Origin of the sequence: Methylosinus sp. PW1, from assembly GCF_000745215.1 — a bacterium.
Taxonomy (GTDB): Bacteria; Pseudomonadota; Alphaproteobacteria; order Rhizobiales; family Beijerinckiaceae; genus Methylosinus.
This window is the reverse complement of record NZ_JQNK01000006.1, coordinates 22,851-48,188: the sequence shown is the minus strand read 5'-3', so window position 1 is coordinate 48,188 and position 25,338 is coordinate 22,851. Positions and strand designations below refer to the sequence as shown.

General features: G+C 61.2%; 14 protein-coding genes and 1 pseudogene. 1 reads left to right on the top strand and 14 read right to left on the bottom strand.

From position 1 onward, the window contains the following. Positions 1–3: 3 nt before the first annotated feature. From K369_RS04420 to K369_RS28140, 14 genes and pseudogenes are all read right to left on the bottom strand, one after another. Positions 4–573 (bottom strand): hypothetical protein, encoded by a 570-nt coding sequence (locus tag K369_RS04420; protein WP_156967699.1) that lies wholly within the window; start codon positions 571–573, stop codon positions 4–6. Positions 574–1,082: 509 nt separating this feature from the next. Beyond that, positions 1,083–3,221 carry a DUF4236 domain-containing protein gene (locus K369_RS25220; protein ID WP_256380974.1) on the bottom strand — a complete coding sequence of 713 codons (2,139 nt, stop codon included), beginning with the start codon at positions 3,219–3,221 and terminating at the stop codon, positions 1,083–1,085. Positions 3,222–3,867: 646 nt separating this feature from the next. Beyond that, a complete protein-coding gene (locus K369_RS04410) occupies positions 3,868–4,197 on the bottom strand; it encodes a low molecular weight protein tyrosine phosphatase family protein (protein ID WP_036288461.1) in 330 nt (109 codons plus the stop codon). 136 nt (positions 4,198–4,333) lie between these two features. Then, positions 4,334–5,923, bottom strand: a complete 1,590-nt coding sequence (locus K369_RS04405) for a hypothetical protein (protein WP_198033022.1) — start codon at positions 5,921–5,923, stop codon at positions 4,334–4,336. After that, positions 5,916–9,572 carry a S8 family serine peptidase gene (locus tag K369_RS04400; RefSeq protein WP_036288348.1) on the bottom strand — a complete coding sequence of 1,219 codons (3,657 nt, stop codon included), beginning with the start codon at positions 9,570–9,572 and terminating at the stop codon, positions 5,916–5,918. Before K369_RS04400 ends, K369_RS04405 begins: the two co-directional genes overlap by 8 nt. A gap of 184 nt (positions 9,573–9,756) precedes the next feature. After that, positions 9,757–12,666 carry a peroxidase family protein gene (locus K369_RS04395; protein WP_156967697.1) on the bottom strand — a complete coding sequence of 970 codons (2,910 nt, stop codon included), beginning with the start codon at positions 12,664–12,666 and terminating at the stop codon, positions 9,757–9,759. 168 nt (positions 12,667–12,834) lie between these two features. Continuing rightward, positions 12,835–14,601: a di-heme-cytochrome C peroxidase gene (locus tag K369_RS04390; protein ID WP_036288345.1), complete on the bottom strand. Its 1,767-nt coding sequence runs from the start codon at positions 14,599–14,601 to the stop codon at positions 12,835–12,837. 327 nt (positions 14,602–14,928) lie between these two features. Next, on the bottom strand, positions 14,929–17,742 hold the full coding sequence (locus K369_RS04385; protein WP_156967696.1) for a hypothetical protein: 2,814 nt from the start codon (positions 17,740–17,742) through the stop codon (positions 14,929–14,931). A gap of 803 nt (positions 17,743–18,545) precedes the next feature. Continuing rightward, positions 18,546–18,737, bottom strand: a pseudogene (locus K369_RS25215) (ISKra4 family transposase); the annotation flags it as partial. 492 nt (positions 18,738–19,229) lie between these two features. Next, on the bottom strand, positions 19,230–20,705 hold the full coding sequence (locus K369_RS04375; RefSeq protein WP_036288337.1) for an FAD-binding oxidoreductase: 1,476 nt from the start codon (positions 20,703–20,705) through the stop codon (positions 19,230–19,232). Positions 20,706–20,735: 30 nt separating this feature from the next. Continuing rightward, positions 20,736–22,358 carry a thiamine pyrophosphate-dependent enzyme gene (locus K369_RS04370; protein WP_036288335.1) on the bottom strand — a complete coding sequence of 541 codons (1,623 nt, stop codon included), beginning with the start codon at positions 22,356–22,358 and terminating at the stop codon, positions 20,736–20,738. A gap of 41 nt (positions 22,359–22,399) precedes the next feature. Next, complete coding sequence (locus K369_RS04365) at positions 22,400–23,488, bottom strand: FAD-dependent oxidoreductase (protein WP_036288333.1); 1,089 nt, start codon at positions 23,486–23,488, stop codon at positions 22,400–22,402. A gap of 14 nt (positions 23,489–23,502) precedes the next feature. Then, positions 23,503–23,829 (bottom strand): hypothetical protein, encoded by a 327-nt coding sequence (locus K369_RS26070; RefSeq protein WP_156967695.1) that lies wholly within the window; start codon positions 23,827–23,829, stop codon positions 23,503–23,505. Between the two features lie 43 nt (positions 23,830–23,872). Further along, positions 23,873–24,145 carry a DUF1403 family protein gene (locus tag K369_RS28140; protein WP_198033021.1) on the bottom strand — a complete coding sequence of 91 codons (273 nt, stop codon included), beginning with the start codon at positions 24,143–24,145 and terminating at the stop codon, positions 23,873–23,875. 464 nt (positions 24,146–24,609) lie between these two features. On the opposite strand from K369_RS28140, the gene K369_RS27510 reads away from it, so the two are divergent. Beyond that, the gene (locus K369_RS27510; RefSeq protein WP_245278091.1) at positions 24,610–25,335 is read left to right on the top strand and encodes a type II toxin-antitoxin system RelE/ParE family toxin; all 726 of its coding nucleotides are present in this window, start codon (positions 24,610–24,612) and stop codon (positions 25,333–25,335) included. Positions 25,336–25,338: the final 3 nt, after the last annotated feature.

The following is a 25,338-nucleotide window of genomic DNA, read 5'->3' as shown; positions in this document are numbered from 1 at the left end:
CGATCACATCGCGAACCGAAACGCACTCGCCCCGGCTGCGCAACCCCGCCAGCTCCGCCGGGGCGAGCGCTCGCGTTCCGCCCTACGCCAAAAGGGGGTCAATTTTGAACGCCGATCGGGGGTCAATTTTCGATGCCGATTGACAAATGTGAACACCAAGCCGAGGGTCAAGAACACGCCGCCCAAGGTCGTTGACCATTTCAGGTAGCTTCCGCCCGGAACCCGATCGGCCGAAAAGAACACTTCTGGGTCGCTGTAGTTGTAGACCCTGCCGTCCTCGAATTCGAGGCACGCCCGATACTGCTTCCAATTCGGCTCGAGAGCGTTCCTTTCGAAGAATTCCTGAATTAGAGCCAAGCGTTCTTCCTGCGTGCCGTGCGTCGCATTCCTGATTTTCCGAATGGCGGCGGCGGCGACTTTGAAATGCCCGGTAAAACGTCGTCCCGAAGGATAGAGCCACGCGAAATACAGCGCACACGACGCGAGCAATAACCCGAGCGCGATGCCCACTGCCAAAGGCTTTCCAGAGAACATCGAAATCGGTAGCAGCGCCAGATCTACAAAAGACTTCATTTTTGCGCCATTGAGCCCGACGGGCAGGTTCGTGATTACGACAGGGCAAACGCATTCAAGTCAGATCCGCATCGAAGCCTACCGAGCGACGTCCGACTGGATGCATGCTCGCTCCGACTGTAATCTCGTCGCCTCTTCTAGAGCAGGCAAACGTTTTGAATCATGTCAAGCTAATTCGAGGTCCCAGCTCGAAAAACCGGAACCAAGACAGCAAATTTCGTAACTCCCCTTCGGCCCGAAAAACTGGCCACGAAAAGCTTCGGTGACGACCGTGCGGGTGCCGGGATTGAATGGGCGGCGTCGAATAGCCATGTTAACAGAGAGAGACCGGGACGAGGATGCCGCAATTCCCGGACTGCGGTTTATCGCTTCCACACCCAGGCTCTCCAACCCGTGTTAACCGGGCGGACTCGGCACCTCCGGACACCATGCCTACGATGAGCCGGACCCCGGATTTCGAACGCCTGTATTGGCCTCCCGAAAATTCGCCGGAGCAGCCTCAATAGAAGCTACCGCGTCCTCAGAACGCCACCGATCACGTTCCCGAGCAGTTGCAGGAACATTTCCTGGTCATGCCGATGTTGTTCGGGGTTGCGCTCCTCCTCCGCGGGATCACGCTGCTCAATGGCCAATCTTGCACCGGCATGACCGAGTCGCGCCGCCCGTTCAAGCAGCATGAACTTGGCTCGTTCTCCGTCAGGATGAACGACAATGCTGTTGTCGATTAGCGCTGCCATTGTGACCATCGAATCTGGATCTCCCAAGCGGATGCCTTCATGCAATAGCGCCACGACTTGGGACATCTGCCTCCTATCCTTGCGCTGTAACAGAAGGCTTGCGAGATTATCAAATGCCGCTGGATAGCGTTCTCTGGTCAGCTTCTTGTAAATTTCCGCCGCAGAAGTTGGATCGGAAAATCCGACAGCTCGCGCCAACTGATATCGATATCTCGGCTCATTTGGCAACTTCTTGACGGCAACCTCACAAAGCCTTCTGGCGCTTTCGGAGTTTTTCTGGAGCTCGCCATACGGAACCCCGGGAACAGAAGCGGGTTTGCGGGGATCCGTCGGGTTCGCCGCGGCCTGATCGCAGAGCAGGCCGGCTTGCGTCCGCATTTCTTCTTCTTCGCGCTCGCGATCGGCTCGATTCTGCAATTCCGCCCGTTGTGAAATTTCGAGCTGCCGCTCCCGTTCCGCCTGCTTCTCCAACTCGGCCCTTTGTGCGAGCTCGGCTTGTCGCTTCAATTCGGTCGCGCGCTCTGATTTCCATTGTTGATCTCGCTCACGCGCTTTGTCGATGCCGGACCGGTCCTTCTCCCGTTGGTTTCCATTTGCTAAATCTGGGGCGATAGGCGGCGGCGGGGTCTGTGGAACGGGAGCAGAACCGCCATTGGGTTCTGGTCGCGGCTGGGCAGTCAGCATCATGATCAAAATCGCTCCCACGACACCGCCCGCGATCAGACTCGGGATGATCAGCGCCGACTTCGAACTTGCCTTTCTATCAGCGTTTCTGACTTCTGCTTCTGTATTGGCAAGCGGGATCAGTGCAGCATCAGCCTGCGGCGTTCGGCCCTTGTTATAAAGATCGAGTTGCTTCAGAGCAGCATCGAATTGGTAGCGATTATCGTTCTTCGATAAATATAGGTTTTTTAGCGTTCCTGTCGGACAGGAGATCAGCATGGATTGATACAAAACGACAGGTATCTGCCTATTATTATTAAATCTCCTGTCCGGCCCCCCGTCTTTATTCACGAATGCCCAAGTATGGTTTATAATCTGACCATCGTGAGGGACACGCTCAGACTCAATGAATGGCTGATCGGCCCAATGGATCGAAAGCTGATCGTAGTTTATTCCGGTAATTCTTGAATCTTTTGCAATCATGACCATATCTGGAAAAAAGTATATGGTCGTCTTGCCGCCTGTTACGCATGGAACAGATATATTTGATTTAAGAACTGACGGAAGGCTATAGACAATCGTCGCTTCGCTCCTAGTTATTTGCGAATTTGCTCCAGCATTACGCTTCCAATCCAGAATCCACCCATGAGTGTCTACGTTCCAAATCCTTGCTGCCTTCGACAGGACATCAAACTCTCTACAAACAGAAGAAAACACTTTGTTGGCACCATCGTCAATGTCGTACAGAACGACAACGACCTTCCTCATTCGGTCATAATACCAAGCAAATATAGAAATAACTATCGTAAATACAAATATCGCCGATGCCGCTGGCTCCAACTGTGGCGCATTGTACGCATATCCAAAAACAAAGAGCCCAACTACGATTACTATAGGCCAATACGAGAAAAGCGACATCTTCTGATTTATTTGGTCGATGATGCCTTGAGGCGTCGTCGGAACCAGCTCCAATAGATTTGCCGTCTCCATTTCCGCCAACTGCGATTGGCCTTCCGCGGGTCGGTTCACCAGCGGTTCGCGACTGCCTGTTTGTGATTCCCTACCTTTAAACGACCCTTCAAGCGATGCGCGATAGTATATGCCGCCGACGCCCATGTGGACGTAGTTACCTCTCGGGCCGGATCCAATTCTCAGCCCCTTTATACCCACCGACACGCCAATGCCGCTCTTGGATAGATTGAATCGAAAAGGGCCCGCTGAAATGCTTCGTCGAAAGTAGAGTGGCATCTTGAGTAACCGCATAGGAACGTGGGACTCGTGGTTTTTAACACAACCACGAGAATTTGGAGAAGGTGCTCCGCGGTCGAGACCGACCGTGGTCGAGTAGCTCGGCCATTCGGCTTCGCCATCACAGATCCGGGCATGCGGCTTTCCCGCACCCGGCTCTTCCCGGAAATCCCCCGCATCAGGCGCTCTATGGCGTCCAGGGTGAGTGATGCGTGAGAGCGGTAGGGGCAGACGGGCGGCTCGGCGAGCGGCGCCAGCTCCGCGCCGGCGGCTCTACTAATATCGGATAAATAAGAGAAGTCAGAGTGTTCGACGACGGCGCCGCGGGACGCCCGTGCCAGGCCCTCGCGAACGGCCCGCGGCCGCGCTACGTCGGGGACATGCTGTGTGAGGTCGAATCGGCGCATGGCGGAATGCTGATTGATTCCGGCGCTTTGTGCCTTCATATTCGGGCAATAGCGCCGCGCCTGTCGGGCTCGCTTGATCGAAGGAGCCGAAGTCAGTCCAGCGAATGACCGCAAAAAATCCACTGATCTAACGCGAGTCCAGCGATCCAGCGCGAAGCCAAAATGAGGGAAAATCAATTGATTGCAGACCACTCAATAAGCGCGAACGACACGTGGAATGGCAAGGTCTCGAGGCGCTTTCAACCGGACGGAAGATACCGACCAAGTCTCGATTTCAGCAGTTTCACCAACGTCGGGTCCATGAACTCGAACTCGTCCGGTATGTCGAGGCAGATCAAGCGCTTGCCGTTTAACGAAGAGCGAAACCGCTTCTGCACCTTGGATCGATGAGCCTTTTCCATGACCACAACCACATCGGCCCAGGCTACCAGTTCAGAAGTGAGGGGATTGTCAGCATCGTTGTTCGTTCCGGCCGACGCAACTTCGAGGTCCGGCCGCGACGAGAAAACCTGTTCGGCGGTAGGGCTGCGGAGACGGTTCTGACTACATACGAATAGGACTTTTTTCATCCAGCGAGCCTTCGGCATCAAGGCCACCATCTTACGATCAATGACCGCTTTCGGGAACCGTTGTTCCCAGCCTGAACGGCGGGAGACAGACATACTCGCTCGATAAGAGGGCGATATTTCCCTGGTGATCGCGCCTTCACGCCACGTCCACCTCGACCCAAAGACCAGGCTTCACGCGCATCGCTTTGATGGAGCCGCTCGCGGACTGAAATTCCTTCGGGATCCTCCCGTTCTTGAGCATCGGGTCGTCGGCGCGAATCGTGCGCGACGCGGTTTGCTCCTGCAGCCGCTCGAGAATGTCCGGAAAGGGCATCTGGCCCCAGCGCACCCTTTTCGCGTCTGCTTCGTTGACCGGAATGAAGGCCGAAAGATCGGCGGAGCGCATGAGTTCGAGCCCCTTCTCCTTCAGCGTCGCATTCTGGCTACCGTGATGGCCGACCTTGTAATAGACGGTGCGCGCGAGAATGTCCGGGCCGCTGGTGTTGGCCCATTTCACATCGTGCCAGGACAGCCAGTTGCCGACCTGCGCGTCGGCGGCAAAAAGCAGCACGCGGCCGCTCTCGGTAAATTCGAAAGCGAGCACCAGACTGCTGTTGTTGGTGCGCTGGTCAAGCTGCATGGCGAGCTCGGCCGAGACGCCGAGCCAGTCACTGTCGATCCTCCGCCAATCGCGGCTGCCGGGCGCCGAACTACCCGCCTTTCCCCGACCAGAGGGGGGCGCGCTGTCGCTTCCGACATAATGATCGCGCAGCAGCTCGATCGCGGGCGATGCGGGCACGTGCGCCGGATCATTGGCGAGCGCCAGAGCCTCGGTGAGATCGACGCCGATCTCAGCGTCGAAGGGCGCGTCCGGATCGTCCAGCGACACGGCAGGATCGTTGGCGCCGAAACCCATTGCCAAAGCGCGCGCCATAGGCGAACCGATCCCGCCCAAACCATACATTTCGCGCGTGCTTTCCATCAGCCCCAGCAGCTTTTCGTCGCGCGGCGGCCCCAGGACGTAAACATTCACCCCCGCGACGCCTGGCAACGTCAGCGGCCCGTCGCCGGGTTCGTGGTAGACGACCTTACCTTTGGCCATCCTTATCGCGGCGTCGCGCGCGGCACGCACCTTCTCGCCCTTGGCGCCGAAGTAAAATCCCAGCAGATTGTCGAGGCCAATCCCGAGCGTCTCCAATTGCCGGCCTCTCGCCGCCGCCAGCCGGCAACTTGCCATTTGCAGGGCGCTCAGCGCCTCGGCCTTGTATTTCTCGAGCTGCCGGGCCTGCGGATCGCGCGGATTCTCGGTCCAGGCGAGCCAGACGTCGCCTATGTCCAGCGACTCGAACCCTTCCGCTGCCGTCGTGAAGGCGGAGAGATGGTCCCAATGTTCGTGGGTGATGACCAGAACGTCGATGCGCTTGGTCACCGTCGCTATGTCCGCGACGATCTCATCCATCAGATCGGAGCCGCCGGTGACCGAGCTGTGCACGCCGCAATCGATGAGCATGAAAAAATCATTTTCACCGTCTACGGGCCAGCGCAGCAGGTGGCAGTCGCCAATGCCCTGGCAATAGTGACGGATGGTGACGCTGCGCCCGACCGTCGTCCGCCCCGCAGCCGACCGTCGCGGCGTCCCCTCGCCGGACTTCCCCTCCTTCCCACGCGTCTTGTTCTGCGGGTCACCTGTCCGGGACGTCGTCCCGCCGGCGCGCGGTTTGGCGTCTTTTGGCGGCCTCTTACCCATGTTCATGATCCCTCTGGCCCGAATGCATCATTGCGAAAGGCTCAAAGCTGGCCGCACCGAAATACAGCGCCTGCATCGGCGACTGGTGCGCGCCGAGCGCCGTCTTGCGTTGGATGTCGATACGGCTCCTGCTATCGATGTTCTTGACGATGCTGTAACGGATGCGTGGCGCGCCTTGATTGGGATCGAGAATGAGCGTGGCGCCGCCCCGGAACCAGAATTGCCCCTGCGACGGATCTTTCTCGTCGTAGAACAGGGGCCGTCGTTGATCGATGACGACGACGATGTCGGTGCGGAAACTGCCGTCCGGCGCGATGCGCCGCGCCGGACGCACGTTGAAGACGTTGAAGGTCGTCACATTGTTCTTCCGCAGTGGTCCGAGCGGCCCGAAATTGCCGTCGTAGCGGAGGATTCCTGGCATCAGCCCGAATTCGCCGCACAGAGCCGGATCTCGATTGAACGCCTCCTTCAAAGCGCTCCACACGCGCCAGCGGTTCTTCTCGTTGAGGTCGAACATCTCCGTGCGCGTGAGCTTTCGATCGAGACCGAAATCGACATGCTCGAAGATCGTCTTCAGCCAGCTCGGCTGGTCGTTCGCCGGCGCGTTCCACGTAACCGATTCAGCCGACAACGTACGCACGTCGCGCACCGGCACGCCGCAGGCGCGGAACCCTTCGATGAAGGCCGTGCGATATCCGAGATCGTCGCTTTGGACGAGGTCGGCGTCGGCGGTGATCAAGGCGCGCAGATACTCGCCGAAAGTGATGTCGACCGATGGACAATAGTCGAGCGCGCGGATGCACATGCGCAGCACGTGCCGCGCCGCTGTGCAGATTTCCATTGTGAGGCGCTCGACGAGATCGGGATGCACAGCGCCTTTCGGCAGAATCCCGCTGCCGCCCGACCCAATTCGTATGAGATCGGCAGTGCGCCGGCTGACGATCGCGAGAAAGGCGCGGTAGATGGCGAGCACCAGAATCTGAGCGCGGTCGTGCGGCTCGAGCGTGTCTTCGTACCGCCTGAATTTGGCGGCGCCCTTTCCGTAATTGCGCAGAGCGGCGCCCACGCCGCTCGTTTCGCCAAACTGGAACGCGACGCCCGAAAGCAGATCGGCCCCTTCAATAGCGCCGCGATGGCGGCCGACTTCGAAGCGGACGAGTTCGGGAATGGTAAAATGCTGAAACACCGCCACGATATCAGCGAAGGCTTCGTGAAAGGCCGGGACGTCGGGGTTCGAGGCCTCCTGGAATCGACGATGCAAGCCGTCGAGCAGCGCATGCGACATCTCATGGGCGACAATGTCGCTGGAGAGGCAGGCGAACACCATGTTGCCCGGCGCCGTCGCGCCCCGATCGTCACCGCCCGCGGGGAAATAGCCGAATAACAGCGCCTTTTTATCGGGACTATAATAGGCGTTGGCAGTGCGCAGCGCGTGCGGATAAATCCGCAGTCGCCGCACTTCCCGGCCGGCCAGTCTTCCGCTCGCATCGGTTTCGTACCGCGGCGCCCAGAGCGCCTTGCGTCCCAGCGCCTCCTCGAAATGGCGGATGGTGGTCATCGCCACCGCATAGACCATTTGCTGGTGGAAATTCGGATTGCCCTCGGAAGGCGTCAGGCCATCCCGCGCGAGGATGAAGCGATCGTTGAGATCGACCGGGTCGTACACCTTTCGCGATACGGGATCGACGTCGATTACTTCCAGATATTCGCCGACCGGACCCGGACGCAATGGTTCCCCGGTCGTCTCGACATCGTCCCAAGGCGTCTGCAGCGTGGTCTCATTGATTGGCAGGGTTTCGAGCCGCTTTGCCGTGCCGGGATCGAGCGCGAAGATGCGCAGGCGCCGATTTGGCGGCTCCTGCGGCGTCGACCGGCGCTGCGGTCGGTTCACGGCTCGCGCCGCGGCGGGCGCCGCACTTGGCCTCTCTCGCGCCTTTCCCGGCTTGCTGGCGTCGCGGCGCAAATGCCTCTCCAAAAACTCCCGCAGCGGCTTCGACGGCGCGCCCTCGTCAAGCGCCGCTTCGAGATAGCGATTGCGCGCCGCGGGCGAGATTTTTGTCGTGTCCGCGTCAGGCGCGACGATCGTCGCCTCCACCTGCGGCGAGATCTGCGCCATCTGCGTCAATTCGAGCGCAAACATTTTCTCTTGGCGTCCGTTCGCCGCCACACTAACGCCGCCGGTTCCGAAGATCAGCTCGAGCCAGGGCCAGGACGCTCGCGCCGGCGGCGATTTCTTCAGCTCGCTCGCATGGCGCGGCGTCAGCTTCAACGCCTCGGCCGCCTGCATGACGCCGCGTCCGAGCTTTTCCTGCGTTTCTGTCGGGTCCATGCGCGGCGTCGACTTGTGCGCCGAGTCGAACAGCGCCCGCCGGACCGCCTCGACGCGCATCCAGGCTTGCGGGTACGCGCTGATCTCGTCCCAATGCGCAGCCAGCCATAACGCGGCCGCCGCGGCGATTTGCGGCGTCGCGGCCGATGTGCCCGCGCCGTTCATGTCGACAGTCTTAACGCATCCGATTTTCGCCCAGGGCGTATTGGGCGTATAGGCCCCGAGCGCCGTGTCCATCTTATCGACGGGCCCGTAATTGCCCTGCATCTCGCCGGGCGAAAGGCCCGCGTAGGCGCGCCCGTCGGCCATCACGCCGCAGGCCGCGAGAACGCGATTGAACCGCGCCGGAAAGACGATCGTCTTCGGAGACGGTACCCACGCGAAATTATTGCCCGCGGCCGTGACCATAACGAGGCCTGCCTCATAGGCGAGATTGACGGCGTCAGCGAGAGCCTGCGACGACAAGCCGCCCATGCTCATCGACAGCACATGCGCGCCTTTTTCGCGCGCATAGTCAAATCCCTGCACCATCGTTGCGGTGGAGAAGCGCACGACGGAGTCGGCGATGCGCACCGGGATGATTTTCGCCTGCGGCGCGCCGCCGAGCCAGTCTTCGAAGCCGGGAAAGCCCGGGGAGTCGCCGCCGAGATGATTGCCCGAGAGGAGTGACAGCGTGCCCGGGCCATGGCCGCGATTGGCGAAGGGCGCGCCCGGCGGAACCTGGTCGACGGCGTTCCCCGGGTTTTCCCCGGTGACAAAGCTGCGTTGCAGCTCCTTCGACAAATTCGCCGGCAAGGTGACATGCGTCGGATCGTAGCCCGTATCGAGGTGCGCGATGACGATCTTCGCTTGCGCCGCGCCGACGTCCTCGCGCGCCTTTTTCAACTGGCTGTAATCGTCGATGAAATTCCACGCCGGCCCCGGTCCCTTGGCCTTGCCGCCGGCCCCGTCCTGATCGTCGAAGGCGCAAACGTCGGCGCCCGACACAGCGATGCCGGCACCGTCGGCGTGCAGCGGCCGCCAGATCCATTGCTGCGCCCTGTCCGGTTCGACGGCCTCGATCGCGGAGCCGCCCGCCGCGGTGAAAGCCGCGCCGGCCGCGAGCAAGGCATGCGCCTCGTCCCAGGGATTTTCTGGCTGCGCGCGCGAGGCGACGCGCAGCCAGGTGGATGCCGTCGCCGCCGCCACGCCGGGGCCGGCGCCAGTCGACGTTACGGAGAGGATGGGCGTGACATCGACTTTGCCCCCGGCGAGGCCTTGCGTTGCCTGCGCGATGAAAGCCTTTCCGTCGCCCGAAACTTTCACCAGCAGCGCCGCCATCGTCCCGTCCTCCGCTCGTCCCTGCTGTGCGGCTGCGCCGCGGTCATCACCTGATCGGCCCGTCCGAATGGCTGCAACGTCGACGGACCGTTGTCGGTCTGATCGCTCAGCATTGCGCAAGCGACTGGCTCGGCCCCAGCTTCGGCAGGAGCGATCACGGTCGAAAATTTTTTCTGCCTGTTCATTATTTAAACGCCTCGTCTGCTTCAGCTCCCGGACGCGCCTTCCACTGCAAAGAGTACCATTCTCCACGGTCGCGGGCCCAAGGGTCGAAGGCGTTCGCGACTGTACGCAACTCCAGCTCGAGCTCTGGCATCGCGCGCAACAGCACCCGCTTGAGTGGCGAGATCTCCTGGTGATGTCGACCGTTGATGTCGAACGACTCGTATTGCTTGCCAGTGGAGCCGTTGTTGTTCACCCATTCTATCCCCAAGGTCGTGTAAAATTCCGGTCGGAAGCTCGAGGTGAAAAAACGGTCGCTGAACAGCCGTCGTGAGGCGTTGATGATGAAGACGTGGAATTGCGTCTCCGAGATCGCGTAGCCATGCGGACGCGCCATTTCGGCGAGATAGCCGACAACGAGGTCTACATCCTCGATATTGTCGACCGAACTGCCGTCGGGGAAGCTGTGGCAGTCGTTAATCGGCTGGCCTGTGGCGTCGCGCTGCGCCGCCGTGATGACCTTCTTGGCGTTGCAAACGTGCTGACCATAGATCTCGCGGAGCGCATCGACAATCTTCTGCTGATCCGCGCGATCCGGTGCGCTAAGGTCCACGAACTCGTCGAAGCTCTTGAGATCCCGCAGGCCAATCTGGCGGCGAAACTCGTTAAAACGCGTGACGCCCCGCTCGCGATCGCGAATGATGTCGAGCGCCGCGACGTCGAGCTTGGTGTCGAGACGCGGCGGCAGATCGACGTTCTGCAGGAAAGCCGGGTGGTTCTGCAGCTCCAGCACGCCGAGCCGCTGGCGGCCCATGCTCAGCGCCCAATTGGTCAGTCCGCCCTCGCGCATCGCCGCCGTCGCCTTGCCACGGAAAGTGTCGATGACCGGGACTTTCTTCTGGATTGTGTTGGCCTCCTTGAGGTCACGATATTCAATGAGATCGGGAAGCAGCGGATGCAGGCGATAGACGGAGACGAACTCCTCCGGAAAATTGAACGGTGAGCCAAAATGATTGACGCCACCATTGACGTCGTCCGGATTTTTCAGGCTCCAGAGGTCCGGCGTCAGCCAAGTCGGCAGGAACCTCGGCCAGTGCCGGCTATTGCCGAGACCGACGATGCCCGCGCCGCCTGCCAGAGCGGAGTAGAATTGGTTCGCCTCAGTTGCGTGCGCCGACCCGCCGAGCGCCCCGACGATCTGCTTCGTCACGTTGGAGGCGATCAGATCATCGGCGAAGAGCCCCGACCAGTTCGCGTTCATGGCGACGTGTAGCGGCTCATCGTAAAGCAGCTGCGTGGTCCATTCGGTCGTGTGGATCTTGGCGACCTCCGCTGCGACAACTAGCCTAGCGACCTCGAATATCTCCCGGTCCGAAAGCTTCGCATAGGGAATGACGTCATTCGGCTTTTCCGGATTGCGCAGCCCGGAATCTTTCAGCGGGGCCTTCTTCGCCCTGTCGCGCAGGGCATCCACGACGTTGTTATGTTCGCGCACGAACAGGTTGTGATAGAAGCTTATCCCGAGCGACCAATTGTCGGGGAAAGCTGCGGACTCCTGTCCAGCCCATTCCGGCTGCAGCGAGTCGCAGCCGACAGAGTTCGCGCCTTTGTCACAGGCCGCACGAAACTCGGGCAGATAGCCCTGGCGGTCACCAGCGCCGGTGCGCTCCGCCAGCGTCAACACTTCGAACTTCGCGGGATCCTTCGGGTCGACCCGCAGGCGTCCGCGCGAGCGCTCGTCATAGCCATAGATCTGAGAGACATCCCACCATGCGGTGACGTTGTTACGGGTGGTGCGGTAAGAGCGTTTCAGCCGGCTTGCGCCATTGTAGCTGAAGCGTTCCGGATCGCTGTTATCGGCGACAAGCGCCGCCTCCATCTTGTCGTCTATGCGGCAACCGAGCTCCGCGGCGCGGGCAGCAGAAACCGGCTGCTCCACATTGTTCACGCGCTCGCTCGTGCATCCGAGAGTCGTCATGATGCGACTCTGGTCATTGCGCGCCTCGTCAAGATGCGAGAACCAGTCGTGCGTCATGAACTGAATCCAAAACGCCGCGAGCACGTTGAAGAAAGGCGCCTTTTTGTAGTCGCAATTCCCGCCGTCGGCGGTCGGATCGCCATGGCCTAGATTGCAGCTCGTCGGCTTCGATTGAAGGCGCGAAAAAAGCTTTCTGCTGATAATCTGCGGATCGGGCTTGAACAGCGATAGCCTCTCGCCATGACGGTTCTTCGTGTATTCGTCAAGGCCGAGATCCGGATAGTTGGCCTCGAACTCGACCTGGCGCGCGAAGAGCTGCCCCTTCGACCCCATCGCTGGGTTGCGAATGTCGTTGCACGCGCCGCTCAGCGTACGGAAGCGGATGAGCTCGCCTGCGCAAATCTGGTTGCCTTCGGCGTCGATCTGCAGTTTCCCGTAGTCGGGATGGTTCTGCGGGAGACGCATCTCCTTCCAGACTTTGAGCGCCGAACCATCCACCTTACGACCGGCGACTTCATCGCCGGTCAGATAGCGCTCGAACGTGTTGTTGTTGTCAAAGAGATTGAAGCGTATCAATTCCATGCGCTGATATTCGAGATCGATCAGCGAGCCATTCAATCCTCGTTTGTTGCGGTCAATGAGCTCCAGCTTGGTGTCTAGGACCGAGGAGCGCGAGCTCGCGTCGCCGGAGCCCCAATAATGTTGCCAGTCAACCCAGGGCTCGCCCATTTTGGCGACCGCGGACTCCCCACCATTGCAGCGCACGTGCGAAAGCCGCCCCTTGCCGAGGAAGCGGTTTAAGCGGTCTTCTGCGATCGGAGGAAGCCCTGCAGCAAGATCTTCGGCGCAGGCGAACGCAACGTCGATGTCTGGCTCGGCGGCGAGAGCGGAAGTTGCGATCATCTTCACGGCGACGAAGCATGCCGCGACCACAATTCGATTGCGTTCAAACATCGTCCACCTCTCAAATTCGCTACGGAAAAAACCAACAGCAGAATGTAGGAATGCGCGTCCTACTCGCCGCGCAACGTTTTGCCCTGTTTTCTCTTCCGTTCTAACGCAGCCGTAGCAGCGCCATTTGCGTCGTCGGTTGGCCAAGTCGTTTCCGCGGCGCTGCGCGCGTCACAAGGTCTTGAGATACTCGAGCAGCGCCTTCTTCTGGTCGTCACTGAGCGTCACGCCGAAGTCATGGCCGCAATGGCTGTCGCCAGATGTCGGATTCTCGCAACCCGTGGTGGACAGCGTAGTGCTGGAAGTGGGCTGTTCGACGGCAAGGCCCACCGCCGCCGGATCATAGGCCGGCCCGACCTTGAAGGTTCCGACGCGATTGTCCGACGGTTTGAGCAATTCGGCCAGGGACGGCACAGAGCCATTGTGCAAGTACGGCGCGGCGGCCCATATGCCCTGCATCACGCGCGCCTCGTAGCCGGGAGCCGGCGGAGCGCCGACGCCGGGTATAGGATAGGCGCCCTTCAAGGCGTCGAGATCTTTCATGACCTCCGCTTTGAGCTTCGGATCCAGCGTCTCAATCACCACGTCGAGACTCTGGTGCAAGCTCATTAGCAGCCGGCGCAGATTGGGATCCATGCGCACATCGGGAAAATAATGCTGCAACACCGCGCCGCGCACCGAGAGGCCGAGCACGCTCACGGCCTTGTCGACTTTTTTCAAGGGCTGGCCGAGGAAGGGAATGAAGGCGCCGGTCATCACGCCGGTGTCGACGTTCCGCCCCAAATTCAACAATTCCTTTGCGTCCGTGCGGATCTGAGCGATCGGCGTCACCGGGGTGAGCCAATTTCCGTCGGCAAGGGGTTTGATGCCATGGCATTCGACGCAGCCTCCTTGCGCCGTCGTCCAGTTGAAAATCTTCTCGCCCTCCGCGGCGAGTTTCTCATCGACGGCCCAGGGCCATTTCGGCGGCTCAAGCGCGTGAACATCAGATTCCAGCGCAGCGAGTCCATCGAAATTGGCGGAATTGTCGCCAAGATAATCATAGCCGATGGGGTGCGAGTCGTCTTTCTTGGGACGAAACACGCCAAAGACACCGTACACCTGACCGAGATTGCGCGACAGCGCGAGGAGGTCGTTGCCGTTTTCGGCGAAGCCGGGCCATTGCGTGCGGTTCTGGATCGCCGAGTTCCACAGGAAGGGCGGCCGAACCGCCGCATCGGCCCGCACGATGTTTGACGCGATGATGTGGCCGTCTTCAGGCTCGCCGATGGAGAGACCCGCGATACGGTTGAGGATCATGCCGACGGCGTCGAGGCGGCCCTTGCCCCAGGGACGATCATGCTCCGGTTTGGGCAGACCGCCGTCGGAAATGGCGTGGAACGGCGCATACCACGCCTTGACCTTGATCCGCAGGGTCTCCTGCTTTTTGTCGGACCACTCCGCGCCGAGCGCGGATTTGGCAAAGGCGGTGAATTTAGCCGGGTCATCCAGCGTACGGCCCACTGCGGCATCGAGATCGCTCCAGAAGGCGCCGAGATCCGCGAGGGACGGCCCGCCGTCGATGCGATAGCTCTTGCCGCCATACTCGATCTGCCGGGTGTGGCAGGCGGCGCAATTCATTCCCAGCGAAGGCTCATCCACGCCGCTCCGCGCCACCATGAAGCCGACCGGCAGGCCCGCCGGCGAACTGTCGGGATTGGGCAGATAGCCGTAACGGGACAGGCTGTCGGCCATGAAGAGCGTTCCATCGGCCTGTTCCAGCGCCGACATCCAACTCCAGGGAATAAGCCGCGTTCCCTGATCCTGCGTGTAGAAATTGTTGCGCGTTGCGGCGTCCCAGCCCTGTCCGTCGACGGTTTGCACGGCGGCGAGAGTGGCGGAGGCCAGCAGCGATGCGCCGACTAGGCGCGCAAGATGCAAGAGTTTCGGCCCCCACATTCGCTTTCTCCTCAATGCAGAATAAATGAACACGGATGAGGGACGGATCCGGACGATTTTCCCCGCCCCGAAAATTCACGGCAGGTTGGCGCGAGTGACGCCCTTCGCCGATTTGGCGAGATGCTACTCCGCCGCTTTCCGGCCTGTCACCTGTTTTTCCGTGATGCGGTCATCTCCCGGCCAGCATTTGTGTTGTCGCGCGAAATCGAGCGAGGACGATGCATTGCACCACTCTTGTGGAGCTGCTGGGCGAAAGCCACGATCCCCGCGAGCAGAGAGTCGAACCGACGGGTGAAGATTTCGGTGCGATAGCACGGTTAAACGCGGTTAAAAGCCGAAGGTTGTCTTCAATGGGAGCAGATTCGTAACGCCTATGCTCAGCAAGGGAAAAGACAGTGCTCGAACAACGGGCTGCTCGAGCACTGGGCTGAAGGCACCGCCACGCATACGCTCGACGCGCTCGCGGAGCGTGTCGAGCTGGGGAGCCGACCAGTCCTTTATCTTGCCGTCACCCAAGCCGCCCTTGCCGCTCTCGGCCTTGGCTCGGATGTCGACGTCGGAAATGTGATTGCGCGTTTCCGCACGCGCCCTTTCGGCGACGCGCCGAAAAGCCCATACGCAGCAGAAGACGGCTAGGAGCCCAGCTGCCTCCGCCGCGAAGACGAGGCCAGCAGCAGGATAAGGAGCAAATACACCGCTCTGCGCGAGTATCACGATGGCGATCACGAAGAAGGGATAATAGACGAGCGCGTTGACGCATTCGGTCCGCCGCTGGATGAAGACAAGATCGATCCAATCGTTTAGAACGCGGTCCGGCGTGGAGCTGCCGACCTCGCTCGGCTTCGAAACCTCCCCCACCGACTTGCCGAGCTTTTTCTCGTACAGCGCCACGGTTAATTGCGGCCATTTCGTGCAGCCTCGCGCGAGCTCCCAGATAAAGCTCAGGCAAAGAAAAGTCGCGTCGAAGACGATAAAGACGAGCATGGAAATGAAGAACACCTCGGCGAGGAGGCCGAAGGTTGAGGCTGTTCTCGCGAGATCGCCGCGAATCGGGGGGCTCGGCGCGCCGAGCAGCGTTACTAGCACGAATAGGGTGATGGTGAGAATGGCGCTGGCGATCCCACTGCGCAGAAGTCGGGCCTTCCGACGGCCCTGAACCACATAGGTCTCCCAAGCCTTTTCTACCTCATAGGGAAGCCCGTCGAGCTTCTTTTCCGATTCCTCGTCGTCTCCCATATCGTCCGCGGATTTGTTGGAAGTCTCAAATACGCCGAAAAGGCCGAAGGCCGGCCATAGCGCCCAAGGCAAGGTCTGCGTCGGCTTGGGCGGATCGCTTCTCACCTTGGGCTGCTTCACTTCCGATTCCGATAGGCGGTAAAAAAATATTCTTTTGAAATTCATCCAGCCGCTATCGTGCTTTGTCCTCTTGTCTGCTGCGTCTATCAGCGTTTCGGGTTTGGGCAGTCTCATACGCGTCGCGATCTCGTCGATATTGGCGTCGAGCTCGGCGCCGGCGCGCATGATCAGCCGAATGGAGACGATTACGGCGAGACAGGCAATCAGCACTGACGGCCAAGTGCTGACGCCGTGGAAGAAGGCTATCCGCTCGCCGGCGCCGTCCTCAGTCACAGCGCGCGCGAAAGACTCCCAGAACAATGCGACGAGTCCCGACAAGCTGAGCAGCGCCCCGAGCCAGACAAAGTCGATGGAATATTGATCCGGCTTGCCCCATTTGCGAAATCGCTCGCGACGGATATAGGCGTAGACTAGAATTGCGGCTCCCGCCGATCCGAGCAGGATCGCCAAGCCGATCTGCGCTGGCGCGCCGATCGAAGGATAGAGCCGCGGCGCGTCCGGCTGGATGTTGTCGCATGACCCGAGACGATTGTGGTCGCAATGCGCCCGCTTCGTCGCATAATCGGTCCTATGGCGCGGAAGCGGCAGAATCTCGCCCGTTCTCGCGACCTCGAAAATCAGCGCTTCGGAAAACCAGTCTTCGATGTGGCTGGGCGCCGTCGTAGCGCTGCGGTCGGACGTCAACGCCGCTAATTTCGGCTGCGGTTCCTTCGCCCTGATCAATTTAAAGTTGCGGTCCCGCCAACCATTCTTGCCCATGCCATGCGGCTCAGACGCAGAACGAGAATCGCTTCCATTCCGAACGCCCTTCCCCTCAGCGACGACCAATTGCGTCGCGAGAAAGGCCGCAGTCTGGTAGCCGCTGCGAAACGGCGGAATCTGGCCTTGCAGACTTCCGTCAAGCTCCGGCCCGAGACTTGAGGCGACCAGCAGATTGCGCGTCCATTCGAGCTCGCTTGCAGTCGCGAAGATCGTGTCGAAATCCGTCGTGAAGAATTGCGCGTTTGGAAACGCCGGCTTCAGTGCGCGAAGCACGAGGAGCTTGTCGAAGGCGTCGCTTCCGAGCACGCCGATCGCCCTTATGCCTTCCTTGCCCCGCTCGCGTAGCCCGTCATCTATCCTCCGCAGCCTTTCGGCGATGCGACGCAGATAATCGAACTGGCTCTGGCCATAAGGAAGATCGAGGGCGCGAGGATCGATCTGCGTCTTGGCCGTATCCCGGTCTTTCGACGGCACGCCCGCATCCATGCGGTCCCCACTCTCAGCCTTCGGCGTGGCTCCGTCCAATCCACGCAAATAGCCGAGCCTGTGCACGAAGGACTCACTGCAGCAGGCGCGGCCGTTGCGCATCCCCTTCGTGAAACGGCGTTCGAACGTGTCCGCCACGCTCTGGCCGTAGATCGTGTCCGATTCGGCGATGAGCGCGACATGCTGGTGGTCGCCTGGAGCTACGCCGCGCTTGTCCAATTCGTCGAAGACGACCTCGGCGAGCTTATCGTCCGACGCAATCCCCCGACGGAGCACGCCGTTCGTCGGCCAGGCGACCTCCTTTCCGAGCCTCTCGGCGGTCGCGCCATAAGAGACGATCTGATAGGCTCCGGGGTCCGCATTCTGAGAATTTTCTATCAGATCGCCGAGCGTATCGGAGGATTGCGGTCCGATGACGAAGAGCGGGCCATTCCACGCGTCTGCGGCGCGGCGGCTCGACGGCTTTTCGATTTCACGCAGCCTCGTGAATTTCTCGAAAGGCGAGCCGGCGATGACATCTTCGTTCAGCCAAAACACCAAGACCTTCTTGTGCGAAGACCGATCGGGAGAATCCGAAGTCGATTCGATATTCTTCGCCTCGAAATTTTCAAACGGAACGACGCAAGGCAACATTCGTTTCTGGTCGCGATCGGGCCGCGGAGCGAAATAGCCCAGGTGTCGAGGATCATGCGGTCGAAATCCGGCTCGATCGAGTCCTGCGATCACGGCGTAACGAAGCCGCCGACGATATTCCGAGTCGTCGTAATTCGGCCCGCCGGATACAGTCACAACCAGCGGGATCGTATCTGCGTCAAGCTTGGGCGATGATCCGGCCGGAAGAGCTCGCGTGCACTCCGATTTCGCGTTTCGCGCTTGCGCAATGGCGGAGAACGGGTCCTGCCACAGTCGCGCGTCAGCCTGCGGGGCAGCCTCGCGGATCGCCATCTCGCTCGAGTTCGGACGCGAAGGCAGCAGCGGCGCTTCGCGATAGATGAAGGCCGCACCGGTCATGACGAGCGCGACGACGATCAAGCCATTGCCGGCGAGAGCGCCGCCCTGCGGCTTACTTTCGTTCTCGGTCATGGGCGAACTCCGACCTTCGTTGCCGCGACGGGGGCCAGATAATTCGCTCTCCCTGCTTGTCGAGCCCTATCGATCACAATCGAGCGAAGGGCGAGCGGTCTCAGAAAGATAGTGGGCATTTGCTTATTGACGGGGTTCCAACGGCTCTGCTTCACTGGGACCGATAAATTAACTGGGTCTCATGCCGCTTTTAACAAAGGTGGCGTCGGCTCGAACATCCACGTCAGGTGATGACGATGCGTCGACTTCGGAGGTTGTTAAGCCAATCGCTCACGCAAATCGCCGTTGAGAACGGCCGCGCGAACTTGCAACAAGCGATGTGCGCCTCTGAGCGTCCATTGCATCTGCTGCTTCTTTACCATTCTCCGGGCGACAAGGGAATCGACAGCGGACTCGGCGAGCGAGGAGGCAATCCGCCGGCCCGATCGGTAGCGTGCGCCGTAGTTGACGGTCGCGTCTCGATTTGAGCGCATGTCATCACCAGGGCGGCGACAATCATGCTGTTGCCGGCGAGAGCGCCGCCCTGCGGCTTACTTTCGTTCTCGGTCATGGGCGAACTCCGACCTTCGCTGCCGCGACGCGGGCCAGATAATTCGCCCTCTCTGGTTGTCGAGTCCCATCGACGAGACTGGGCGGAATAGCTTCATAACAGCATAGGAATAGCGTTCACTCTGAGCGCGTTAGAACGTCCCTACCGGGACGTGGGCCGGGTCATTCCGTTTGATGGGATGCACCGCTGATTCGGCGAAGTACGTTGTCCACCTTGGGACGCTCTTCCCACGAAGCCCCATCATGCCGCGGCCTATGGCGACCGCGAAGACGACCCTGCACCCGGCATACGCATTCGAAGCCACGCAAAACCGCTTGACATAGAAACCGCGATTAGACGGCTCCATCGGAGCCGGTGCGCGCTGATCGAATTCATCAAGACCCTCTGGAACTCATACGGTGGGGACGCTGAGCGGCACGCTCTGGGCGTGGTGGAATAGATCGTTGGGATCATATTGTTGTTTGACCGCGACCAGTCGGGCAAGGTTGTCCCCCCAATAGGCCGACGCATAGTCGCCGAGGTCAAGATCGCTGTAGTTGACATAGGAGGCGCCGAACATGAACGGCCGCATCGTGGCATAGACCCTCGCAATTTGCGCAAGATGGACGGGTGTGTCAGCGGAACGGCCCCAGCTCGTGAAATATTGGATACAATATTGCGTGCCGGCCCGGCGCGGAAACGCCGTGGCGTCAGGTGCGATATCGGCGATCTTGCCGCCATAGGAGTCGCACAGCAGCACTATACCGCCAGGCACAATTGGTGCGAGCGCCGCCATCATGGCTCCGATTCCGTCTTCGCTGAGAGGTTTCAGCACATAGTCCGATTTTGCTTTCATGAGCAGTGACTCGTACACGAGCGGTCCCGCAAAGTGTTTGACGGCGTCGAGGAATGCGAGCATACGCACGCTCAGCCGCGTCGACGGCGAGAGAACCGACGTCAGCCGCCGAAGTTCATTGCGCAGCTCCCTTTCGTCTCCGACCGACTGGCCGATGCAACGCATTCCGATGAGTCCATTTCCTGCCGGGCCGACCTTCATGATCGAGGTAATGCCTGAGGGCGCGTTCGGCGCCCAGTCCTGCCAGGCCGCGAAGAGTCGTGCTGCGTCCGCCCGCGACAATTTCCAGGATACGCCGAACACCAGTACGGATTTCAACGCAAACACCTGGATTTTGAATTCCGTCACGACGCCGAAACTGCCGCCGCCGCCGCCTCGGCAGGCCCAGTAGAGGTTCGGCTGCGAGAACGCGTTGGCCTGCAGCACTCGTCCTTGGCCATCGACAAGTGTGGCATCCAGCAGGGCGTCGCAAGTCAATCCATGCGAGCGCGCCAGCAGGCCGTGACCGCCACCGGTGAGATGACCGGAGACGCCGACAGTTGGGCAGCTCCCAGCTTGCAGCGCCAGTCCCTGTGCGGCCAGCCCAGAATAAAGTTCGAACAGCGATACGCCGGACCCGACCGTGACGAACTCCGACGCTTTGTCGACTGCGAGCCGCTTCAATCCGCGCACATCGATAGCGATGCCAGTCGTTTGAGACAGCCCTTCATAGGAGTGGCCGCCGCTGCGCGTGGCGAAGTTCAACCCATTGCTGCGCACCCAATCGACCATGACGGCGACGGCATGCTCGGTCTTGCAGATCGCACGCAGCGCCGGGGCTAGCTGCTTGCGCTTGCTCACCGCTGGCAGGAAATCCGCATAGTGCGGATCCGGCGGTCGCAGGAATTGCACTTCGCTCGCCGGAAGGCTTGGCAACGGCGGTAGCGGCGCAGCAGCCGCCTTCGCGAGCGGCAGGGCGATCTCATCTTCGACAGCGGCCGTCGGGGGCGCCTTCCGGGAAGAGTACTCTTCGAGGCGAAGCGGGTGCTCCATGTCGACTCCTCCCGCAATTCTCAGGAAGACTTAAGGCAGCTCGACCGGTAAGCCATGGGGATCGATCTGGGCAGCAATCAGCGCCGGTCCGTCGAACGCCGCGGCTTCCGCCAACGCCGCATCGAAAGCAACTGCCGTGTTGACCGCTCGAGCGAGCTGCAGGCCGAGCCCGCTGGCAAAGGCTACGAAATCCCAACGGTTGAGCACCACATAGTCGCGCGGTGGCTTACTCGTGCTCTCGAAATAGGACCTGTCGACGAGAAACTGTTCATAACCATAGATGCCGTTGGAGACGATGATGATGACGGGATTGCAGCCATGCTGCGCCATCGTCGACAAGGCCGGCGCGGTCATTTGGAAGCCGCCATCGCCGCAGATGACGAGCGGACGGCGGGCGGCGCCGAACGAAGCGCCGACCGCAGCAGCGACCGAGTGGCCAATCGATGCCCAGACGGCGCTGCACAGGAACCCATCGCGGCCTTTGATCGGCAGATTGGCCGCCGAATAAACGCCGAGAAACGTATCGGGAATTACGATCCAGCTTTGATCCAGCGCCACGGCGATTCGCTCGAACACTTGCCTGTAAGTCAGCGCGCCCGAAGCCGGGCCGGGAACAGGCGGCGGCGCGCCTCCGGGCGCCCACGATGGCGGCTTCTTCGCCGCCTCGGTGACGAGCGCGGAGACCAACGCCCCGAGTTCGGCGTTTTGCTTCGCTGCGGCCTTGATCCGCACCTTGCCGTCATAAATCTGAACCATCCGGCCGAAGGAATTCTGTACGAGGTTCGCATAGCCGTTCGGAAAGGCGCAGCCGAGCGTGACGAGGAGATCCGCCCGTTCGACCGCCCGCTTGACCGCGGCTTGCGAGTGGGGAGGATCGTAGACGCCGACCCATCCGTCGCCCCCTTCGGCCAGCACGGACTTGGCGAGCAGCGTCGTGGACCAGCGTACGCCGAGCTTGGTAATGAGATCGGCGACCGCTTTCGCGTGGCCGTAACGCTGCACCTCGACGCCAATTAGAATCAACGGCGCATGCGCAGCGCGGATCAAGCCAACGATCGTTGCCGCAAGCTGCTGCTCGTCGCCGACGGGCGCGTTGACGGTCTGCAGCGGTCCGCTCGGCGCCGCGCACGGCGCGGTCCAGATGTCCATGTTGATTTCCAGGTAGACCGGTCGCTTTCTCAATATTGCAGTTGAAATCGCCAAGTCGACGACGCCTGGCGCCTCGGCGGCTGTAACGGCGCGCACCGCCAGCGCGGTCACGAGCTTGTATGCATTGAGGTCGGTCGCGACCTGTCCGATAGAATGGGAGAACACAATGTCGAACTTGCGCAGGTTGGCGATCGCGCCAGGCGTCGGCCCACCATTGATGACGACCACTGGACTCCGCTCGACATAAGCGCCCGCGATCGCGTTGATCATGCTCAAGGCTCCGACGCCATAGGCCACCGATACGGCGCCAAGCCCCTTGGTGCGCGCATAGCCATCGGCGGCGTATCCCGCTTCCAGATCGCTCGCGGCGACGACGGATCTGATGCGGTGTGAAAGGGCGGCGTCGAACAGTGGAGCGCAATAGGCGGCGGGCACGCCAAACAGCCGATCGACATACTGGTCGGCGAGTCGCTTCAGAATGTAATCGGCGACAGTGAAGGCCATGGTTTGCGCTCCAGGAGAGCGCGCGCCTATGTGCGCGGCGCTCAGACGTCAGGGACACGAGGATTGACGATCGGCGCATGGAACGGGTTGTGAATGTGGATATCGGAGAGCGGCTTGACGGCTGCGCGCCCGAACAGCGAGGCGATGTGGTCGACGAGGCTTCGACACACCGCCTTGTTCGGCCTCTCGTTGTTGACGCCGGCCTCGAAGGTGCCGCCGATCACGACATGGTCGCTGCGAGGGAACATGTACCCGTTCTGGCCGTAGAGGTATTGAAGCGCCGGTTGCGGTGGTAGCATGGCCAGCTGTCCTTTTATCGGCGTCATTTTGGGGTCGCTCCACAACGTCATCGAGCCAAGCCCCGTGCAGTTGACGATAATGCTCTGCGGCACATACGTCAGAACGTCCGAACGGCTCGCGAAAGATTTCGACACGAAGGCGACTCCGTGGTTATCGAGGTCCGCCTTGAGCCTGGCGAGCAGGATCGGCGGTTCGACCAGCAACGTCCGATAGACGAAACCGCGCTTGGTGTGGTGCTCAAACGGTAGCCGAGACAAGGATTGTCGCGCTGGGATCAGGCCAGGCACGAGCTTGATCACGACATCGAGGTTTTCCGAGGGCGTAGCGGTGTAGTTTGGCCGCTCGAGCACGCCATAACCTTGGCCTATGCGGTTCTTGAACTCGCGGTGGGCCGTCTTGAGAATCTCGGCGAGCTCACCCTCCTTGCCGGCGTATTCTACAACCGAGACCGCCCACTGGCCGCCTGCCTTAGCGGAGGTGGTCTGCAGCGGCGCGCGATCGGCATAGATTGTGACCTTCAGTCCGAGATCGAGAAGCAGAGTTGCCGCCGTCAAGCCCATCACGCCGGTGCCGAGCACAGCGACCTCCGTCGTCCCTGGACTGGACACCAGATGGTCCTTCACGATGTCTCGCACCTTCGCGGCACAGCCGAAACTCAGCGTGATACCAGCGCCACCGTGGCCGTAATTGTGGACAATGAATTTCTGCGAAATAGTCTCTGCGTCTAGCCGATACGATCCGTTGCGATAGGGTCGTACGCCTGCAGTGCAGGCGCCAAGTTGACTCGGATCAAAGGTAAAGTCGGGGGTCGGCAGGTTGGTCGTGACCATCGCAGCCCTCTCTTTCAGGTCGTACCCCCCTTGCGAGGTGTAACAGCGGTGCCTGGACGGACGGACCGGAGACCATAGGCACCAAGCGTGGCCATCGAATTGGTGGTGAAAGTCTTTCGTGGCGAGTTGGTAGAGCCCGTAACGGTCAGAAGCTCGGTCGGCGTCAGTTCGGGCGGGCCAGCGTCGCGCGGATTCCCCCCGTTGGCGCCCAAATCGCCACTGCAAAACGCGCCTAACATAAAAAAGGGAGCGCCGGGCTCGGATGCGCGCGAGATGCCGTCGACGAGGGCAAGCCGCTTCAAGCGGCCGATCACGTCGCGACCGGCCTCCTTGCCGGCCATTCCCGAATTCTCCGCGCGCGTCGCCGGATCCGTCAGTCCCGCGTTACGCGGGGCGCGTACCGCGGCGCGGCGCGAGCTGCTGAAATGCTTCGGCGCGAGCGTGCGAGCTCGGCGGCGAGGGCCTCCTCCAATCGGGATCGCCCGGCCGCGACCGCCACCCCTGCGTCCCGCGGCGCAGCGCCGGATCGACGGCGCCGTTCATGGCGAGCGGCAGCGGCCGGTCCCAATTCAGCCGCTGGGCGAGGCCGAGATCGGCACCCCATGCGGCGAGGATATCGCCACCGGGCGCGGCGGCAGGTGGTGAGCACGGCGCCATCGAGGCTCGCGCGGCGCACGAGCTCGCGCAGAGGGCGAGCAGACGGCCGCCCAGCGTCGACGCGCCGGCGCCGGGCGCGGCGAGGCAGACGGGTCGCAGAGAGCTTCGGCCTTGCGGGAGCTTGCGACCGGCGCGGCGACGGCGCGCCCGCGAAGCGCGGCTCGGTCCGCGGTGTCTGATCGAGGAGCGCGAGGCCGACGCCGGCCGAGAACGACGCGCCGCCCGGCGCGAGCCGCGCCAGCCAGGAAAAATGGTGTCGGATAGAGCTTTAGACGAGCCGGTCGAGGCCATAGCAGCGACTCGGCGCGCCGCTCGCCGCGGGGATTTTGACGCGGCGAGCGGCGGCCGCATCGGCCGCGATGAGCGTGTCGGAGTCGAATCGGCTCATTGCGGGATCGCAACCGACGGCGGCGCTTTGTCACATCGCTTCACGGTATATCCGCCGCACACGTAGGGCGCGTTCGATGTCCGATAATCGGCGCTTATCGGACATGACGCAGATTTCCCGGCCATACGGGCGTGTCATTCGCATTTCATGGCTGGACAGCCCCCGAAAATCGAATTCAGGCGTCGGATCTTCGTGGTTCATTCGTGGACTGACGCTGGCGAAGCCCGGATATTCGTGCATCGCCCTCTCGGCGGAGCCCGAGGCCGGCGGTCGCGATCGCCGCCGAAGCGGCGCGACGGGTTTTCGTTCGGGCCCGCCATCCCGACGGCCACGGCGTCGTTTCGCACTGACCAGCAGACCGCCGCCCGGGGAGCGGCGTGGCCGGGCGGACCCACTTTCGAACCGCACGCCCCGCCGGCGCCTTGCATTCGGCTACCCCTTTGGGGTATTCATCGACTATGAATTCGCCCGCATCACCGTCGTCGAGACAGAAACCGATCTGGCGCGCGCGACGGAGATCATGAGCGAAGCCGAGAGAACGGCCGTCATCGATATGATCGCGGCCGACCCTCGAGCCGGTGATTTGATCCAAGGCACGGGCGGCATGCGGAAAGTCCGCGTTCCGCTGGGCGGAAAAGGAAAGCGAGGCGGCGCCCGCCTCATCACATTTTTTCACGACGCCAACATGCCGTGCTTTCTGATCACGGTCTACGCCAAGAACGTGCAAGCAGACCTCGATCCCAGACAGCGCAAAGCGGCGACGGCGCTCACCGACGCGATCCGCGCCCAATTCCGGAGATAGGAC

Excerpts from the sequence above, each read along its gene's own strand:
- K369_RS04420 (WP_156967699.1), bottom strand. The coding sequence starts at position 573 with ATGAAGTCTTTTGTAGATCTGGCGCTGCTACCGATTTCGATGTTCTCT.
- K369_RS25220 (WP_256380974.1), bottom strand. The coding sequence starts at position 3,221 with ATGCCACTCTACTTTCGACGAAGCATTTCAGCGGGCCCTTTTCGATTC.
- K369_RS04410 (WP_036288461.1), bottom strand. The coding sequence starts at position 4,197 with ATGAAAAAAGTCCTATTCGTATGTAGTCAGAACCGTCTCCGCAGCCCT.
- K369_RS04405 (WP_198033022.1), bottom strand. The coding sequence starts at position 5,923 with ATGGGTAAGAGGCCGCCAAAAGACGCCAAACCGCGCGCCGGCGGGACG.
- K369_RS04400 (WP_036288348.1), bottom strand. The coding sequence starts at position 9,572 with ATGGCGGCGCTGCTGGTGAAAGTTTCGGGCGACGGAAAGGCTTTCATC.
- K369_RS04395 (WP_156967697.1), bottom strand. The coding sequence starts at position 12,666 with ATGTTTGAACGCAATCGAATTGTGGTCGCGGCATGCTTCGTCGCCGTG.
- K369_RS04390 (WP_036288345.1), bottom strand. The coding sequence starts at position 14,601 with ATGTGGGGGCCGAAACTCTTGCATCTTGCGCGCCTAGTCGGCGCATCG.
- K369_RS04375 (WP_036288337.1), bottom strand. The coding sequence starts at position 20,705 with ATGGAGCACCCGCTTCGCCTCGAAGAGTACTCTTCCCGGAAGGCGCCC.
- K369_RS04370 (WP_036288335.1), bottom strand. The coding sequence starts at position 22,358 with ATGGCCTTCACTGTCGCCGATTACATTCTGAAGCGACTCGCCGACCAG.
- K369_RS04365 (WP_036288333.1), bottom strand. The coding sequence starts at position 23,488 with ATGGTCACGACCAACCTGCCGACCCCCGACTTTACCTTTGATCCGAGT.
- K369_RS26070 (WP_156967695.1), bottom strand. The coding sequence starts at position 23,829 with ATGGCCGGCAAGGAGGCCGGTCGCGACGTGATCGGCCGCTTGAAGCGG.
- K369_RS28140 (WP_198033021.1), bottom strand. The coding sequence starts at position 24,145 with ATGGCGCCGTGCTCACCACCTGCCGCCGCGCCCGGTGGCGATATCCTC.
- K369_RS27510 (WP_245278091.1), top strand. The coding sequence starts at position 24,610 with ATGTCCGATAATCGGCGCTTATCGGACATGACGCAGATTTCCCGGCCA.